This is a genomic window from Azospirillum mesophilum (assembly GCF_053470405.2).
This window is the reverse complement of sequence record NZ_JBPXMQ020000021.1, coordinates 68,116-83,571: the sequence shown is the minus strand read 5'-3', so window position 1 is coordinate 83,571 and position 15,456 is coordinate 68,116. Positions and strand designations below refer to the sequence as shown.

At 70.2% G+C, this 15,456-nt stretch carries 14 protein-coding genes; 9 read left to right on the top strand and 5 right to left on the bottom strand.

Translation table 11 applies throughout. The annotated features are described in order from the left end of the window. The first annotated feature begins 4 nt into the window (after positions 1-4). The 7 genes from hypA to ACSVC7_RS20135 all read left to right on the top strand — a co-directional run bounded on the left by hypA (position 5) and on the right by ACSVC7_RS20135 (position 7,684). Positions 5-346, top strand: coding sequence for a hydrogenase maturation nickel metallochaperone HypA (gene hypA, locus ACSVC7_RS20165; protein WP_448206118.1), 342 nt, complete (start codon positions 5-7; stop codon positions 344-346). Then, entirely contained in the window at positions 346-1,329 is a 984-nt protein-coding gene (gene hypB, locus ACSVC7_RS20160) for a hydrogenase nickel incorporation protein HypB (RefSeq protein ID WP_448206119.1), read from the top strand. Before hypA ends, hypB begins: the two co-directional genes overlap by 1 nt. Next, positions 1,326-3,722: a carbamoyltransferase HypF gene (locus ACSVC7_RS20155; RefSeq protein WP_448206120.1), complete on the top strand. Its 2,397-nt coding sequence runs from the start codon at positions 1,326-1,328 to the stop codon at positions 3,720-3,722. Before hypB ends, ACSVC7_RS20155 begins: the two co-directional genes overlap by 4 nt. Positions 3,723-3,736: 14 nt before the next feature. Beyond that, positions 3,737-3,979, top strand: coding sequence for a HypC/HybG/HupF family hydrogenase formation chaperone (locus tag ACSVC7_RS20150; RefSeq protein WP_448206121.1), 243 nt, complete (start codon positions 3,737-3,739; stop codon positions 3,977-3,979). A 13-nt stretch (positions 3,980-3,992) separates the two neighbouring features. After that, complete coding sequence (hypE, locus tag ACSVC7_RS20145; protein ID WP_448206122.1) at positions 3,993-5,039, top strand: hydrogenase expression/formation protein HypE; 1,047 nt, start codon at positions 3,993-3,995, stop codon at positions 5,037-5,039. Positions 5,040-5,190: 151 nt separating this feature from the next. After that, positions 5,191-5,913, top strand: a complete 723-nt coding sequence (locus ACSVC7_RS20140) for a sugar transferase (protein WP_448206123.1) — start codon at positions 5,191-5,193, stop codon at positions 5,911-5,913. 334 nt (positions 5,914-6,247) lie between these two features. After that, complete coding sequence (locus ACSVC7_RS20135; RefSeq protein ID WP_448206124.1) at positions 6,248-7,684, top strand: S41 family peptidase; 1,437 nt, start codon at positions 6,248-6,250, stop codon at positions 7,682-7,684. Between the two features lie 306 nt (positions 7,685-7,990). Here the strand turns inward: ACSVC7_RS20135 and ACSVC7_RS20130 are convergent, their stop codons facing one another. Continuing rightward, complete coding sequence (locus ACSVC7_RS20130) at positions 7,991-8,557, bottom strand: cold-shock protein (protein ID WP_448206125.1); 567 nt, start codon at positions 8,555-8,557, stop codon at positions 7,991-7,993. 224 nt (positions 8,558-8,781) lie between these two features. Beyond that, positions 8,782-9,282: a YchJ family protein gene (locus ACSVC7_RS20125; RefSeq protein ID WP_448206126.1), complete on the bottom strand. Its 501-nt coding sequence runs from the start codon at positions 9,280-9,282 to the stop codon at positions 8,782-8,784. Between the two features lie 125 nt (positions 9,283-9,407). Here ACSVC7_RS20125 and rnhB point away from each other — a divergent pair, with 125 nt between their 5' ends. After that, the gene (rnhB, locus tag ACSVC7_RS20120) at positions 9,408-10,082 is read left to right on the top strand and encodes a ribonuclease HII (protein ID WP_448206127.1); all 675 of its coding nucleotides are present in this window, start codon (positions 9,408-9,410) and stop codon (positions 10,080-10,082) included. A 91-nt stretch (positions 10,083-10,173) separates the two neighbouring features. Beyond that, positions 10,174-11,259 carry a site-specific DNA-methyltransferase gene (locus ACSVC7_RS20115; protein ID WP_448206128.1) on the top strand — a complete coding sequence of 362 codons (1,086 nt, stop codon included), beginning with the start codon at positions 10,174-10,176 and terminating at the stop codon, positions 11,257-11,259. Between the two features lie 243 nt (positions 11,260-11,502). On the opposite strand, the gene hypD is transcribed toward ACSVC7_RS20115, so the two are convergent. From hypD to ACSVC7_RS20100, 3 genes are all read right to left on the bottom strand, one after another. Further along, positions 11,503-12,648 (bottom strand): hydrogenase formation protein HypD, encoded by a 1,146-nt coding sequence (hypD, locus tag ACSVC7_RS20110; protein ID WP_448206129.1) that lies wholly within the window; start codon positions 12,646-12,648, stop codon positions 11,503-11,505. Between the two features lie 116 nt (positions 12,649-12,764). Further along, positions 12,765-13,403 carry an SH3 domain-containing protein gene (locus ACSVC7_RS20105; protein ID WP_448206130.1) on the bottom strand — a complete coding sequence of 213 codons (639 nt, stop codon included), beginning with the start codon at positions 13,401-13,403 and terminating at the stop codon, positions 12,765-12,767. A 96-nt stretch (positions 13,404-13,499) separates the two neighbouring features. Next, a complete protein-coding gene (locus ACSVC7_RS20100) occupies positions 13,500-15,434 on the bottom strand; it encodes a M1 family metallopeptidase (protein WP_448206131.1) in 1,935 nt (644 codons plus the stop codon). Between the last annotated feature and the right edge of the window lie 22 nt (positions 15,435-15,456).

Genomic DNA, 15,456 nt, shown 5'->3' with positions numbered 1-15,456 from the left:
CCCCATGCACGAGCTGGCGCTCAGCCAGGGCATCATCGACGTGATCCGGGACCAGGCGGCGGCCCAGGGCTTCGCGCGGGTGAAGACGGTCCGTCTGGTGATCGGGACCCTTTCCCACGTCGAACCCGAGGCGATAGAGTTCGGCTTCGAGGCGGTCAGCCGCGGCACCGTCGCCGAGGGCGCCGCCCTGGAGATCGAACGCCCGCCCGGTCAGGCCTTCTGCCTGTCCTGCGAAAAGCCGGTCCCGCTCGTCGAGCGGTCCGATCCCTGCCCCGACTGCGGCGGGCACCAGCTCGTCGTGACCGGCGGCGAAGAGTTGCGCGTGAAGGAACTGGAGGTCGAGTGATGTGCACGGTCTGCGGCTGCGCCGAAGGCGAAACGAAAATCGAAGGCGGCCATTCGCACGGCCATCACCATCATCACCACGATCATGACCATCATCATGATCATGGGCACGATCACGAGCACATCGGCCCGGACGGCAAGGTCTACCGCCACAGCCACGGGCATCATCATCACCATCATGATGATCACGCGGGCCACGATCACGGCCACCATCACCACGATCACGACCATGACCACGGGCACCACCATCATCACGACCACGGCACCCTGGACCTGAGCCAAGGACCCGCCGGGACCGAGGTTCCGGGTATGTCGCAGGCGCGGCTGGTCACCATCGAGCAGGACATCCTCGCCAAGAACGACAGCTTCGCGGCCGTGAACCGCCAGTTGTTCGCGGCGAAGGGCGTGTTCGTGCTGAACCTGATGTCCAGCCCCGGTTCGGGGAAGACGACCCTGCTGACCCGCACGCTGACCGACCTGAAGGGCCGCTTTCCCATGGCGGTGATCGAGGGCGACCAGCAGACCAGCTTCGACGCCGACCGCATCCGCGCCACCGGCACTCCGGCCATCCAGGTCAACACCGGCAAGGGCTGCCACCTGGATGCCCAGATGGTGACCCAGGCCGTCGGGCGGCTGCCGGTGGAGAACGGCAGCGTGCTGTTCATCGAGAATGTCGGCAACCTCGTCTGCCCCGCCGGCTTCGACCTGGGCGAAGCGCACAAGGTCGTCGTCCTGTCGGTGACGGAGGGCGAGGACAAGCCCCTGAAGTATCCCGCCATGTTCGCGGCGGCCGACCTGCTGCTGGTCAACAAGGTGGACCTGCTGCCGCACCTGACCTTCGACGTGGCGCGCATGATCGACTACGCCCGCCGCCTGAAGCCGTCGCTGCGGGTGATCGAGGTCTCCGCCACCGGCGGGCAGGGGCTGGAGGACTGGTACGCCTGGATCGAGGACGGTCTCGCCAAGGCGCGCGCGGCGCGGTGACGCGGATCCGTGTCCGCGTCCGTGGGCAGGTGCAGGGCGTCGGCTTCCGGCCCTTCGTCCACGGGCTGGCGCACCGCCTGGGCCTGACCGGCTGGGTGCTGAACGACGGCGAAGGCGTGCTGGCCGAGGTGCAAGGCGACGCCCTCGCCCCGTTCCTGACCGCCCTGAGGGGCGAGGCCCCGCCGCTCGCCCGCATCGACACGGTGGAGGTCTCGGACATCGCCGGCCGGGACGGGGAAAGCGGCTTCATCATCCGTGCCTCCCAGGGCGGGGCCGTGACCACCGGCGTCACCGCCGACGCCGCCGTCTGCCCGGCCTGCCTTGCCGAGTTGTTCGACCCGCGCGACCGCCGCCACCGCTACCCGTTCCTGAACTGCACCCACTGCGGCCCGCGCTTCACCATCACGCGCCGGCTGCCCTACGACCGGCCGCACACCGCGATGGCGGGCTTCCCCCTGTGCCCGGACTGCGCCGCCGAGTACGCCGATCCCGCCAACCGCCGCTTCCACGCCCAGCCGACCGCCTGCCCCGCCTGCGGCCCGACCCTGTCCCACCCCATCGAGGAAATTCTGGCCGCCCTGCGCGCCGGGAAGATCGTCGCCATCAAGGGGCTGGGCGGCTTCCACCTCGCCTGCGATGCCTTCGACGCGGCGGCGGTCGAGCGGCTGCGCGCCCGCAAGCAGCGCAACGGCAAGCCCTTCGCCCTGATGGTCGCCAACGCGGCTTCGGCCGAGCGGTTCGCGGAGGTTGGGGAGGTGGAGCGCGCGCTGCTGGAGGGGGTAGAGCGGCCGATCGTGCTGCTGCGTCGGCGGGAATGCCCCCTCCCCAACCCTCCCCCGCTCTCAGCGGACCGAAGGTCCGCCTGCCGCGTCAGCGCAAACCGAAGGTTTGCGCGAGAGCTTCGCGGGAGAGGGAGTGAACTTGCCCTCTCCCGCGAAGCGGGGGAGGGAGGGACCCGCGGCGAAGCCGTGGGAGGGAGGGGGCAACACGCAGCACAACTCCCCCCCGCCATCGCCCCGGACCTCGCGTGGCTGGGCGTCATGCTGCCCTACACGCCGATCCATTATCTCCTCTTCCACGAGGCCGCCGGCCGGCCGAACGGCACCGCGTGGCTGGAGGAGCCCCAGGACCTCGCCCTGGTCATGACCTCCGCTAACCCCGGCGGGGAACCGCTCGCCATCGGCAACGCGGAGGCTCGGGAGCGCCTGTCCGGCATCGCCGACCTGATCGTGGACCACGACCGCGACATCCTCGTCCGCGCCGACGACAGCGTGATGCGCGTGGTGGCTGGCGCGCCGGCCTTCCTGCGGCGCGGGCGCGGGCATGTGCCGGTGCCGATCCGCCTTCCGCGCCCCGTTCCGCCGGTCCTGGCCGTGGGCGGGCACCTGAAGACCACCGTCTGCCTGACGCGCGGGGCCGAGGCCTTCCTCAGCCAGCACATCGGCGACCTCGACAACGCCGCCACGCTGGACTTCCTGGAGGAGACCGTCGCCCATCTGCGCCGCATCCTGGAGGTGGAGCCGGTGGCCGTCGCCCACGACCTGCATCCGGATTTCCAGAGCAGCCGCTTCGCCGAAAGCCTCGCCCTGCCGACCGTGCCGGTGCAGCACCACCACGCCCACGTCGCCGCCGTGCTGGCGGAGCATGGAATTGACGGTCCGGTCCTCGGCCTCGCGCTCGACGGGTTCGGGCTGGGCAGCGACGGCGGCTCCTGGGGTGGGGAAATGCTGCTGGCGGACGGCCCCCGCTGCGAGCGGATCGGCCATCTCGCGCCGCTCGCCCAGCCCGGCGGCGACGTGGCCGCCCGCCAGCCCTGGCGCATGGCGGCGGCGGCGCTGGCCCGCATGGGGCGTGGTGACGAGATCGCTCCGCGCCTTCAGGAGCACGGCCCGGCGGAGGGCGTGCGGCGGATGATCGAGGCGGGGTTCAACGCGCCGCAGACGACCTCCTGCGGACGCTGGTTCGACGCCGCCTGCGGGCTGCTGGGCGTCCGCCCCGTCGCGGGCTTCGAGGGCGAGGCGCCCATGGTGCTGGAATCGCTGGTCCGCAGCCCGACCGTGCTGGAAGACGGCTGGCAGATCGCGAACAGCGTGCTGGACCTCACCCCCCTGCTGGAAAGTTTGTTGCAGATCAATGCGCAGGACGGTGCGGACCGGTTCCATGGCACCCTGGCCGCGGCGCTGGTGGATTGGGCGATGCCCGAGCTGGCAGCGCGCGGCCTCGACCGGATCGCCCTGTCGGGCGGCTGCCTGATGAACGCGGTGCTGGCGGAGGGGCTGACGGCCGGCTTCGCCGCGCGCGGGATCACGGCGCTGCTGCCCCGCCGGGCGCCGGCCAACGACGGCGGCCTCAGCCTCGGCCAGGCCTGGGTCGCCGCGCAAACGCTGCTGTAGAGAGGATCACGCCGATGTGCCTTGCCGTGCCCGCCCGCGTCGTGGAGCTGCTGGACGACGACCGCGCGACCGTCAGCCTGGGCGGGGTGAAGGTCGCCTGCTCCCTGTCCCTGGTGGAGGGGGTGGAGGTCGGCGACTACGTGATCGTCCACGTCGGCTACGCCCTCTCCAAGCTCGACCCGGAGGAGGCCGAACGCACGCTCGCCGCGCTCGCCGAGGCCGGCACCCTGCCCTCCGAAATGACCGCCGCCGAATAACGGGAACCCCATCATGTCCGACCGCCGCCTGTTCACCCGCAAGCTCGACCTCGCCAACGGGGCCGTGGACATGAGCCACGGGTCGGGCGGCAAGGCCATGGCCCAACTGGTGCGGGAGCTGTTCGCGGCGGCCTTCGCCAACCCGCTGCTCGACCAGGGCAACGATCAGGCGGCCTTCGACCTGCCGGCCGGGCGCGTGGTCATGACGACGGACGGCTTCGTCGTGTCGCCGCTGTTCTTCCCCGGCGGGGACATCGGGTCGCTGGCCGTGCACGGCACGGTGAACGACATCGCCATGGCCGGCGCCAAACCGCTGTACCTGACCGCCGGCTTCATCCTGGAGGAAGGCTTTCCGCTGGCCGACCTGAAGCGGCTGGTGGACAGCATGGCGAATGCGGCGCGCGAGGCCGGCGTGTCCATCGTCACCGGCGACACCAAGGTGGTGGAGCGCGGCAAGGGTGACGGCGTCTTCATCACCACCACGGGCATCGGCGTGGTGCCGCCGGGCGTGGCGCCGTCCGGCGAGCGGGCGCGGCCCGGCGACGTCATCCTGGTCAGCGGCACCATGGGCGACCACGGCGTCGCCATCATGTCCACCCGCGAGAATTTGAGCTTCGAGACGGCCATCCAATCGGACAGCGCCGCCCTGAACGGCCTCGTCGCCGCAATGGTGACGGCGGTGCCGGACGTGCATGTGCTGCGCGACCCGACGCGCGGCGGGCTCGCCACCACGCTGAACGAAATCGCCCACCAGTCGGGCGTCGGCATGATGCTGCGCGAGGCCGACATCCCCATGCGGGCGGAGGTCGCCGCCGCCTGCGAGCTGCTGGGCCTCGACCCGCTCTACGTCGCCAACGAGGGCAAGCTGATCGCCATCTGCGCGGCGGAGGACGCCGACCGGCTGCTCGCCGCCATGCGCGCCCACCCGTTGGGGGCCGAGGCCGCCGCCGTCGGGACGGTGGTGGAGGACGGCCACCGCTTCGTGCAGATGGAAACGCGCTTCGGCGGCAAGCGCATCGTCGACTGGTTGTCGGGCGAGCAGCTTCCCCGGATTTGCTGACCGTTTTCGGACGGGTTGCTCCGATCGGCCCTCCCCTGCCCGCCGACGTACCGCCACGGATTTGGCCTCCCCGTGTCGATGCGACGGACCCCTGACGCGCTTCCGCCTGTTGCCACGGCCGAACACCGGCCTTTGCGTGCACGAGGAAGCCATGGGAATTCCGCAGTCCGTCCAGTTGGGTGCAACTCCGCTGGAGCCCGGCGCGCTCGCCGGCACCGCCTCCGCCGCGGAGTTGGTCGCCCGGCTGCCGATCGGCGCGCCGCTGCACCGCAACCGGGTGAAGCGGGCCTTCGACGTGGTGGGGGCCGTGGCCCTCCTGCTGATGTTCGGGCCGCTGATGCTGCTGGTCGCCCTGTTCATCGTGATGGACGGCGGCCCGGCCGTGTTCGGGCACCGGCGCGTGGGGGCGGACGGGCGGGACTTCACCTGCTGGAAGTTCCGCTCCATGGTCGTCAACGCGCATGAGGTGTTCGACAGTCTCATGGCCCGCGACGCCGAGGCCCGCGCCGAATGGGCCGCGACGCGCAAGCTGCGCAACGACCCGCGCATCACCTGGATCGGCCGCTTCCTGCGGCGGACCAGCCTGGACGAGCTGCCGCAGCTCCTGAACGTGCTGTCCGGCGACATGAGCCTCGTCGGCCCCCGCCCCATCGTGCAGGAGGAGGTGGCCCGCTACCACGCCTGCTTCCCCTTCTACATGCAGTGCCGTCCCGGCCTGACGGGGCTGTGGCAGGTCAGCGGGCGCAACGACGTGGACTACGGGCGCCGGGTGCAACTCGACACCGCCTATCTGCTGGGCTGGAGCCTGTGGGGCGACATCCGCATCCTGCTGCGCACCGTCGGCGTGATGGTCAGCGGGAAAGGTGCCTATTAAGGTGTAGAATCACAGCGTCATGCCCCTCCCCCGCAAGGGGGAATGGGCGGAGCCGCAGCGACGCCCATATCCGTTCTCACGCGAACGGTCCATCGCCGCGGATCGCGGGCGGTGGTCGCTCGGGGCAGAATTTGAGATTGCTTGACCGACGTGCTAGGTTGCGGGGCGGCGGCCGTAAGGGCCGGCCGGAAGGCTGTTCCATGCCATCCGGAAGTACGTACGCTGCGGCCTTGAACTTCCGGCAGGCGAAACCCCTGGTATAGTAGGCTCGATGTCTGTGAATCTGCCGGCCGGGCCGGCCTGTCGAGAGGGGCGCAGGATGGCGAAGGTGCTGATGGCACTGTTGCTGCTGATGGTGGCGATGGGGCCGGCGTGCGCCGTGGCGCCTTCGTCCCGCGCCGACACCAGCGCGGCGCTTGAGCGGTACCGCCAGGAATTCGCCAAGGTGAAGGGCACCACGGCGCCCCCCTCCACGTCCGACCGCAACTACATCCTGTTCGCCGATGTGATGCGCCGCGTGCTGGCGGAGCATGTGAAGCCCTCCACGCCGCAGGCGCTGGTGGACAAGGCGGTGGTCGGCCTTCAGAAAAAGAAGAAGGACGAGCCGGGCGCCACCGACCGCGTCCTGACGGAGGCGGCGCTGGACAGCATGCTGTCCTCGCTCGACCCCTATTCCAGCTTCCTGGATTCCGAACATTTCCGCTACATGCGGGAACAGACGCAGGGCGAGTTCGGCGGCCTGGGCATCGAGGTGACGATGGACGACGACAGCGGGCTGATCCGCGTCGTGTCGCCCATCGACGGCTCGCCCGCCGCCCGCGCCGGCCTGCGCACCGGCGACCTGATCGCCAAGATCGACGACACGCAGGTGAAGGGCATGAACCTGCGCGACGCCGTGGCCCGCATGCGCGGCCCGGTCGGCACCTCGGTTGCCCTGACCATGCGCCGCAACGGGTCCACCGGGGGGGCCAACGGGGCCGAGCCCTCGCCCTTCCGCGTGTCGCTGACGCGCGCGGTGGTGAAGATCCAGCCGGTGCGCTACCGGCTGGAGGGCGACGTGGCCTACATCCGCATCGCCGCCTTCAACCAGCAGACCTCCCACGCGCTGGACGAGGCGGTGGAGGACATGCGCCGCCAGACCAACGGCAAGCTGGCCGGCGCGGTGCTCGACCTGCGCAACAACCCCGGCGGTCTGCTCGATCAGGCGGTGAACGTCGCCGATCGCTTCCTGGAGGCGGTGGACATCGTGTCCGTGCGGGGCCGCGACCCGGACGAGAACCGCCGCTACACCGGCACGCCGGGCGACCTGATGGCCGGGCTGCCCATCGTGATGCTGATCAACAGCGGCTCGGCCTCGGCGTCGGAGATCGTCGCGGGCGCCCTGCAGGACCACAGCCGGGCGCTGCTGTTCGGCACGCGCAGCTACGGCAAGGGCTCGGTCCAGACCATCTCGTCGCTGACCGGGGACATCGGCATCCGCCTGACCACGGCGCGCTATTTCCGCCCGTCGGGCGCGCTGGTCGACTGCTTCGGCGTGTCGCCGAACCTGGAGATCAAGCCGGCCAACGACAACGCCGAGGAAACCCACCCCGACCCGGCCACCTGCGACCCCAACGCCCCGCCCCCGCCGCCGGCACGCGCGTGGAAGATGGAGGACCTGTGCCCGGACGTGGCCGTCACCCCGCCCAAGCCGGACTCCGACCGCCCCCTGGAATGCGCCGTCGCCGCGATCCGCACCCGCCTGATGGGCACCCTGATCGGCCGGCCGTAACGCCTGAGGCGGCGTAAACCGTAGTTGTAGGTTGGGTTGAGCGCCAAGCGAAACCCAACATTCCCCCGTTGGGAAGCGTGTTGGGTCGCGCTTCGCTTGACCCAACCTACGACGCTACGAAGCAGCGAAGCCCGAACCGCGAACAAAAAAAGCCCCCCGCTCGACCGGAGCAGGGGGCTTTTCTTTTGGCAACGTCCGGCCGAACCCTTGTGAACGGATCGGCCGGCACTCAAAGAAGAGATGCTTCCGCGGGCCGGCCGGCCGGGAAAGGTCCGCCCCTTCCCCGCCGGACCGGCCTGTTCGACGTCAGACCACTTCGACGCGCTGCGCTTCCGGACCCTTGACGCCCTGACGGACGGTCACCCGAACCTGCTCGCCGTCGGCGAGCACGTCCAGGCCCGAACGCTCCAGGGCGCGGATGTGCACGAAAATGTCCTTGCCGCCCGTGGACGGGGCGATGAAGCCGAAGCCCTTGGACACGTTGAACCACTTCACGGTGCCGTCGACCGTCTCTTCCGCACCGCCGCCGTAGCCGCCGCCGCTGCTGAAGCCACCGCCGTAGCTGTCGCTGCGCGGAGCGCGGGACGGACGCGGGGATTCGCTGGCGGTCGAGGTGTCGACGTCGTGGATGGTGGCGACCTGCGGGCCCTTCGGGCCACGGGACAGGTCACAGGTGATGGTGGCACCTTCGGGCAGGCTGTCGTGTCCGCAGAACTGCAGAACGGTGGAATGCAGGAAAGCATCCGGGGTGCCGTCGTCGGGCGTGACGAAGCCAAAGCCCTTCGTCGCGTTGAACCACTTGACGGTGGCGCGGATGTTGCGCTGGGTGATCTCGGGAGCGCGGAAGTTGTTGCGCTGCGGACGGTCGAACATACGTGGTCTCATCTGTCGTGATAGGCCGTGTCCCACCGAACGAGACACGGCGCCTCGAAGATGATCCGTTCCGCCGTGCTTTTCAATTGAGAACGGCGGTCGGGCACGAAAGATTCGACAAACCCTCCCCCGAATGGCCGTTCAGCGCCGCCAAACGACCAAAAATGTCTCAATTGCCGGGAAATTCGGCGAGACTCGGGAGGCAGTCCAGCGTCGGGCCGGCGTCAGGCCGCCCCGCCGCAGCACTTCTTGTACTTCTTGCCGCTGCCGCAGGGGCAGGGCTCGTTGCGGCCGACCTTGGGGCCGCTGCGCGGGCGGGCGCCGAGCACGCCGTCCACATAGAACCAGCGGCCGTCGCGCTTGGCGAAGCGGCTGGTCTCGTGGTGCTTCTGCGGCTTCCCGTGCGTGGTGAAGTTGGCGACGAACTCCACCACGCCCTCCTCGTCATCCACCCCGCCGGCTTCGGTGGAGCGGATCTCGACGCCGGTCCAGACGCTGTTCTTGGCCCAGGCCTCGATCTCCTCGCGGTTGAAGTCCTCGCGCGTCTCCGGCAGCAGGGTTTCCTGCAGGTAGTCGATCCTGCCGGTGGCGAAGGCCGAATAGCGCGAGCGCATCAGCGCTTCGGCCGTCGGCGCGGGCGCGGTGCCGTCGAGGTAGGGGCCGCAGCAGGCGTCCAGGGCCTTGCCGGAACGGCAGGGGCAATCGGTCGTGGAAACGGCGGTCATGTCAGGGCCTCTCGTCTTGAGGGCGCCATGCATAGCGCAGCCGCCCGCAGACGCCAAGACTATCCGTAGGCCGTTGGGCTAGACTGCGCCGCCCCGCACCCGCGACCCGGAACGAAGACCGACCGATGAGCAAGAACGCCGCCCCCAAAGCCTCTCGTACCAAGGCGCCCCGCCCCCAGCCCGACCTGTCCTTCGAAACGGCGCTCGGCCAGGGGCGGCGGGTCTGTGGCATCGACGAGGTGGGGCGCGGTCCGCTGGCCGGCCCGGTGGTCGCCGCCGCCGTGGTGCTGCCGCCGGAGGGCCTGCCGGAGCAACTCGCCCGCGCCATCAACGACAGCAAGGCGCTGAGCCCGCGCGCCCGCGAGGAGCTGGAGCCGCAGATCCGCGCCCACGCGCTCGCCGTGGCGCTCGCCGAGGCCAGCGCCGAGGAGATCGACGCGCTCAACATCCACAAGGCGACGCTGCTCGCCATGAAGCGCGCCTACGAGGCGCTGCCGGGCGAGCCGCCGGCCGTCGCGCTGATCGACGGCAAGTTCAAGCCGGACCTGCCCTGCCATGCGGAGGCGATCGTGAAGGGCGACGGGCGCAGCCAGTCCATCGCCGCCGCCTCCATCATCGCCAAGGTGGCGCGCGACCGGGAGATGGCCCGGCTGTCCGAACGGCACCCGCAGTACGGCTGGGACCGCAACGCCGGCTATCCCACGCCGGAGCATCTGGAGGCCCTGCGCCGGCATGGCGTCACCCCGCACCACCGAGTCAGTTTTGCACCAGTGCGGGCGCAAAAAGCCCTGGAGGGCTGACCGCCGCAATTTCGAGGCAAGAAACCAGTTGACGGCGACTCGGCGCCGAATCATTGTCCCAGCGAGTGAGTCGCTGCTGTTGGTTGCGTCAATGCTCCCCCTGAACAAAATTCTCGTGGGCGATTGTATCGCCCTGATGAATGAATTGCCGGCCGAATCGGTCGATCTTATCTTTGCCGATCCGCCCTATAACCTCCAATTGGGGGGCGAACTCTTGCGGCCGAACCATTCCCGTGTGGACGGGGTGGAAGAGGACTGGGACAAGTTCGAGGATTTCGAGGCCTACGACCGCTTCACGCGCGACTGGCTCGCCGCCGCGCGGCGCATCCTGAAGCCCGAGGGATCGTTGTGGGTCATCGGCAGCTACCACAACATCTTCCGTGTCGGCGCGACGTTGCAGAATCTGGGCTTCTGGATTCTGAACGACATCGTGTGGCGCAAGACGAACCCGATGCCGAACTTCCGCGGCACGCGTTTCGCCAACGCGCATGAAACGATGATCTGGGCGTCGCGCGACAAGGACGCGCGCTACCGCTTCAACTACGACGCCATGAAGGCGCTGAACGACGACCTGCAGATGCGCAGCGACTGGCTGCTGCCGATCTGCAACGGGGCGGAGCGCCTGCGCGATGAGGAAGGCCGCAAGGCCCACCCGACGCAGAAGCCGGAGGCGCTGCTCTACCGCGTTCTGCTGTCCTCCTCGAGGCCGGGCGACACGGTGCTGGATCCCTTCTTCGGCACCGGCACCACGGGCGCCGTCGCCAAGCGGCTGGGCCGCAACTGGATCGGGCTGGAGCGCGACGACAGCTATGTGAAGGCCGCCACGGCCCGCATCGCGGCGGTGGAGGAAGCGCCGGACCTGTCCGTGCTCGACACGCCGCCGAAACGGTCGGCCCCGCGCATCCCCTTCGGCTGGGTGGTGGAACGTGGGCTGCTGCGCCCGGGCACCACACTGTTCGACCAGCGCCGCCGCCTCGCCGCCCGCGTGCGCGCCGACGGCACACTGATCGGCTCCGGCCCGCGCGGCGACCATCGCGGCTCCATCCATCAGGTGGGTGCGGCTATGGCCGGCCTGCCGGCCTGCAACGGCTGGACCTTCTGGCACTACGAGGAGGGCGACGACCTGCGCCCCATCGACGTGCTGCGCGAGCGCATCCGCTCCGAAGCGCCGCTGTAAAGAGTGGCCGTCTGACGGCTTCTATGTTCTCTCGTGCGTCCAAAGAAACGCACAGTTTTTTGAGCACGGTAAGCACCTGATCCTAATACGAAAAGCCCCTCTCCCTTGAGGGGAGAGGGGGTGGGGTGAGGGTGGCAGCCGGCGAATGCCGGCCGGTCTTTTCCCGCTCTTCGAGCGGTAACGACCCCTCATCCCAACCCTTCTCCCCCAAGGGGAGAAGGGCTTTTTTGTTGCTTTCGAACATCACGCACCAGCCTCCGCCGTCCGGTGATCGCGGAAGCGCCCGTAAGTGTAGTGGGCCGCGCAGCCACCCTCCGCCGACACCATGCAGGAGCCCATGGGGCTCTCCGGCGTGCAGACCGTGCCGAACAGCTTGCAGTCGCTGGGCTTCTTCACCCCGCGCAGGATCGCCCCGCAGTCGCAGCCCTTGTGGTCGGGCACGGCGAGGCCGGGGACGGCGAAGCGCCGCTCCGCGTCGAACGCCCCGTAGGCCTCCCGGATGCGCAGGCCACTGTGGGGAATGGAGCCGAGACCCCGCCATTCGAAGCTCGGCCGCGTCTCGAACACGTCGGCGACGATCTGCTGCGCCTTGCGGTTGCCCTCGGGGGTGACGGCGCGGGTGTACTGGTTCTCCACCTCCGCGCGGCCCTCGTTCACCTGACGCACCAGCATCAGGATCGCCTGGAGCACGTCCAGCGGCTCGAACCCCGCGACGACGATGGGCTTGCGGTAGTCCGCCGCGAAACGCTCATACGGGCGGCTGCCGATGACGACGGAGACGTGGGCCGGCCCGACCAGCCCGTCCAGCGCCAGGGAGCCTTGGTCCCGCACCTCCGGGCTGTCCAGGATGCCCTGGATGGCCGAGGGCGTCAGGACATGGTTGCAGCAGACGCTGAAGTTCTTCAGGCCCTTCGCCTGCGCCGCGCGAATGGCCAGCGCCGTGGGCGGGGTCGTGGTCTCGAAGCCGATGGCGAAGAAGACGACCTCGCGGCCCGGATTTTCCTCCGCGACGCGCAGGGCGTCCATGGTGGACAGGACCATGCGCACGTCGGCCCCCTGCGCCTTGGCCTTCAGCAGGCTGACGCGCCCCGACCCCGGCACGCGCAGCACGTCGCCGTAGGTGCACAGGATCACCCCCGGCTGCTTCGCGAGGAAGACCGCGTCGTCGATGCGCCCCACCGGCAGCACGCAGACCGGGCAGCCCGGCCCGTGGATCATCCGGACGTTGGCCGGCAGCAGATCCGGGATGCCGTAGCGGGATATGGCGTGGGTGTGCCCGCCGCAGAACTCCATCAGGTGATAGGAGCGGCCGGTCGCCGCCTCGCGCCCGATGGCGGCGGCGATGCCGCGGGCCAGCCCCGCGTCGCGGAATTCTTCGACGTACTTCATCGCCCTCGCCCGTTCGATCGTTCCGCGGCATTTGGCCGCGTTGGGGCGGGGACAGCGTTGATGCGGATCAAAAATGAACGGCGCGGGGGACGCGACGCCCCCCGCGCCGGTCCGCGCTACCGCGAGGCGCCCATCATGGGAAAGGCCAGCTCCGGCCCGCGGTTGGTGTCCTCGATGCCGATGGCCGAGGCGTTGGGGGAGCCCAGCGCCACGTTCACCGGGCGCCCGTTGTTATGGTTCTTCCACATTTCGTAGAGCGCCAGGGCCGCGTAGATCTTGGCCTCGCGGCTGGTGTTGTAGAGCCATTCCTGCGTCGGGATCACGCGCAGGCCGCCGTTGGCCGTCTGCTCCACCCGCTCTGCGAAGCGGTAGCCGAGCTGGCTGTTGATGTTCGCCAGCAGATTGTCGAAGCCGGACGAAATGCGCCCGAACCCGGCCTCCGACGGGGCGACGGCACCGCTGAGGGTGCTGGGCGTGCGCCGCTTGACGAGGTCGGCGAAGACCCAGCCCTCCTCGCCCGTGCGCAGGGACCGCACGCCGAGCCAGTTGCCCTCCTGCTTCAACTCGATCACCTCGTCGCCGCGCCCGACCGTGGAGCGGATCGAGGCGTCGTCCGACGGGGCGGCGCGCAGGTTCACCTTCTCGCCGGTCACCGTGTGAATGTCGCCGGGCGACGCCGCCGCCGGCAGGGCCAGCATCGCCGCCATGCCGACGCCCAACAGGGCACGTCCAAAAACCTTCGCTGTCCGTGACATGACCATCCTCCCGCAAAGCGCGCGCCACGCGCGCCGTTTCCCCCATCAACACGCGAGGAGGGGTGTATGGTCCAAAGGTGCCTGTTCGAAAGATGCCTATTCCAAGGAGAGTCGCAGCGGGCTCTCCCCGGCCGGCCAGACGCCCCGGTCGGCGGCCTTGGCGCCCTCGAACACCAGCCAGCTCTGCCGGCCATAATGGGGAAGCGGACGCAGCAGAGCCTGCAAGGCCGTCGCGTCATCCCCCGCCACGGCCAGCACCGCCCGCCCCTGCGGTGTGCGGAAGGCCCAGACCCGCGCCGTGCCGCGCTTGGCGAGGGTCTCCGGCACGGGCGGCAGGCGGTAGAGGGCGAGCAGCCGCTCCACCCCCTCCGTCGTGCCGATCAGGGCGAGCGGAGCGGTGGCACTGGTGCGGTCCGGGGCGACAATGCGGAGCTTGCCGTCCGCTAGACGCTCGGCCAGCGCGCGGGCGGCCTCCCCCGCCGCCCCGTCGGCGGCGAGCACCGTGTTCGTGGCGTGATCGAGCGTCACGTCGCGCAGGATCGGCGGCGCCTCGCCCGGCGCCAGCCGGCGGAACAGCTCGAAGCCGGGGTCCACGGACACCGCCTTCGGCGCCGCGCTGGTCGGTAGGGTGGCCGTCGCCTCCCGCCCGTCGAGGCGGACGGTGTGGCGCTCCACGCCCGCCGCCGTTTCCACGTCCACGGGCACGGTCAGCGCGTAGGTGGGGGAGCCCTGGCGCAGGGTGACGGTCACGGCGTTGCCCTCCGCCTTCGCGCCCTCCAGCCGCAGCGTGGGCGCGCCGGTGCGGGTCAGCCACTGGTCGAAGAAGGGGCCGAGGTCGCGGCCCGACGCTGTTTCGAAAGCCCCCCGCAGGTCGGCCCAGCCCGCGTCCTTGAATTGCTGGTCGGCCCAGAAGCGGCGGATGCCGCTCAGGAAAGCGTCCTCCCCGATCTCCGCGCGCAGCATGTGGAACAGCATGGCGGCCTTACCGTAGCCGACGATCTGCGAGGCGTCGTGCACCTTCGCGCGGAAGGCGGTCAGGGCGGAATCGCGGTCGGCCGGCAGGGCGGCGTAGTCGCGCAGCCAGTCCAGGCGCATCGCCCGCGCCGCGTCGGGTCCGCGCGCCTCGGCGGCGGCGTAGTCGGCCATGAAGGTGGTCAGCCCCTCGCACCAGTTGCCGCCCTCGCCCACCCGCACGCCGTTGCCCCACCAGTTGTGCAGGATCTCGTGCGGCAGCGACTGCGCCCGGATGAAGGGCAGCGGCAGCACTGGACGCCCGATGTAGGTCAGCCCCGGAAAGCCCAGCCCCACCGGCAGCGGCGCCGACACGATGGAAAAGCCCGCGAAGGGATAGGGGCCGATCCGCCGCGACTGCTCGTCGATGGTGCGGGCGGTCAGGTCCAGGTAGTCGTCGGCCAGCCCGGCCTGTTCGGGGTGCAAATAGGCGCGCAGGCGCAGGTCCCCGTGCATGCGTTCCGCCACCTGCCAGGACCCGGCGAAGAGGGATGGCTCCTCGACCGGGCGGTCCTCGGTGAAGACGGCTCGGTACCCGCCCTCGCGCATCTCCTCGACCAGCCGGCCGGTCGCCACCGCCGTGAAGGGGGCCGGAACGCGGATGGCCAGCCGCCAGGTCGGCGGTTCGTCCCCGCCGGAGGGCAGCCAGCCGCTGCCGCCCGGCAGATAGGCGCCCTCCTCGCCCGCCATCGGGCCGTCGCCGCGTCCCTCCTGCGACAGGGGCAGCAGCGTGCCGGCGTAGCGCAGCACCACCTCCCCCGCCCCCTCCGGCACGATGAGGCGCAACGCCTCGCCGCGCCGGTCCACGGTCAGGGATTTTCCACCGGCCGTCGCCTCGGACACCGTCAAACCGGGCGCCAAGCGCAGGACATGCGTCCCCGCCGGCAGGCGCAGCCGGTCCACCGCCTCCAGCCGCCGCGCGGGCGGGTCGAGCGTCACGTCCAGGTCGTGGTGGAAGCCGGCGGCCCAGGCGGGGGCGGCGGCGAGCAGAGCCAGAAGGGCAAGCAGGGGAGTCCGCATGCCCTTCCATATAAGGCCCCCC

Excerpts from the sequence above, each read along its gene's own strand:
- hypA (WP_448206118.1), top strand. The coding sequence starts at position 5 with ATGCACGAGCTGGCGCTCAGCCAGGGCATCATCGACGTGATCCGGGAC.
- hypB (WP_448206119.1), top strand. The coding sequence starts at position 346 with ATGTGCACGGTCTGCGGCTGCGCCGAAGGCGAAACGAAAATCGAAGGC.
- ACSVC7_RS20150 (WP_448206121.1), top strand. The coding sequence starts at position 3,737 with ATGTGCCTTGCCGTGCCCGCCCGCGTCGTGGAGCTGCTGGACGACGAC.
- hypE (WP_448206122.1), top strand. The coding sequence starts at position 3,993 with ATGTCCGACCGCCGCCTGTTCACCCGCAAGCTCGACCTCGCCAACGGG.
- ACSVC7_RS20140 (WP_448206123.1), top strand. The coding sequence starts at position 5,191 with ATGGGAATTCCGCAGTCCGTCCAGTTGGGTGCAACTCCGCTGGAGCCC.
- ACSVC7_RS20135 (WP_448206124.1), top strand. The coding sequence starts at position 6,248 with ATGGCACTGTTGCTGCTGATGGTGGCGATGGGGCCGGCGTGCGCCGTG.
- ACSVC7_RS20130 (WP_448206125.1), bottom strand. The coding sequence starts at position 8,557 with ATGTTCGACCGTCCGCAGCGCAACAACTTCCGCGCTCCCGAGATCACC.
- ACSVC7_RS20125 (WP_448206126.1), bottom strand. The coding sequence starts at position 9,282 with ATGACCGCCGTTTCCACGACCGATTGCCCCTGCCGTTCCGGCAAGGCC.
- rnhB (WP_448206127.1), top strand. The coding sequence starts at position 9,408 with ATGAGCAAGAACGCCGCCCCCAAAGCCTCTCGTACCAAGGCGCCCCGC.
- ACSVC7_RS20115 (WP_448206128.1), top strand. The coding sequence starts at position 10,174 with ATGCTCCCCCTGAACAAAATTCTCGTGGGCGATTGTATCGCCCTGATG.
- hypD (WP_448206129.1), bottom strand. The coding sequence starts at position 12,648 with ATGAAGTACGTCGAAGAATTCCGCGACGCGGGGCTGGCCCGCGGCATC.
- ACSVC7_RS20105 (WP_448206130.1), bottom strand. The coding sequence starts at position 13,403 with ATGTCACGGACAGCGAAGGTTTTTGGACGTGCCCTGTTGGGCGTCGGC.
- ACSVC7_RS20100 (WP_448206131.1), bottom strand. The coding sequence starts at position 15,434 with ATGCGGACTCCCCTGCTTGCCCTTCTGGCTCTGCTCGCCGCCGCCCCC.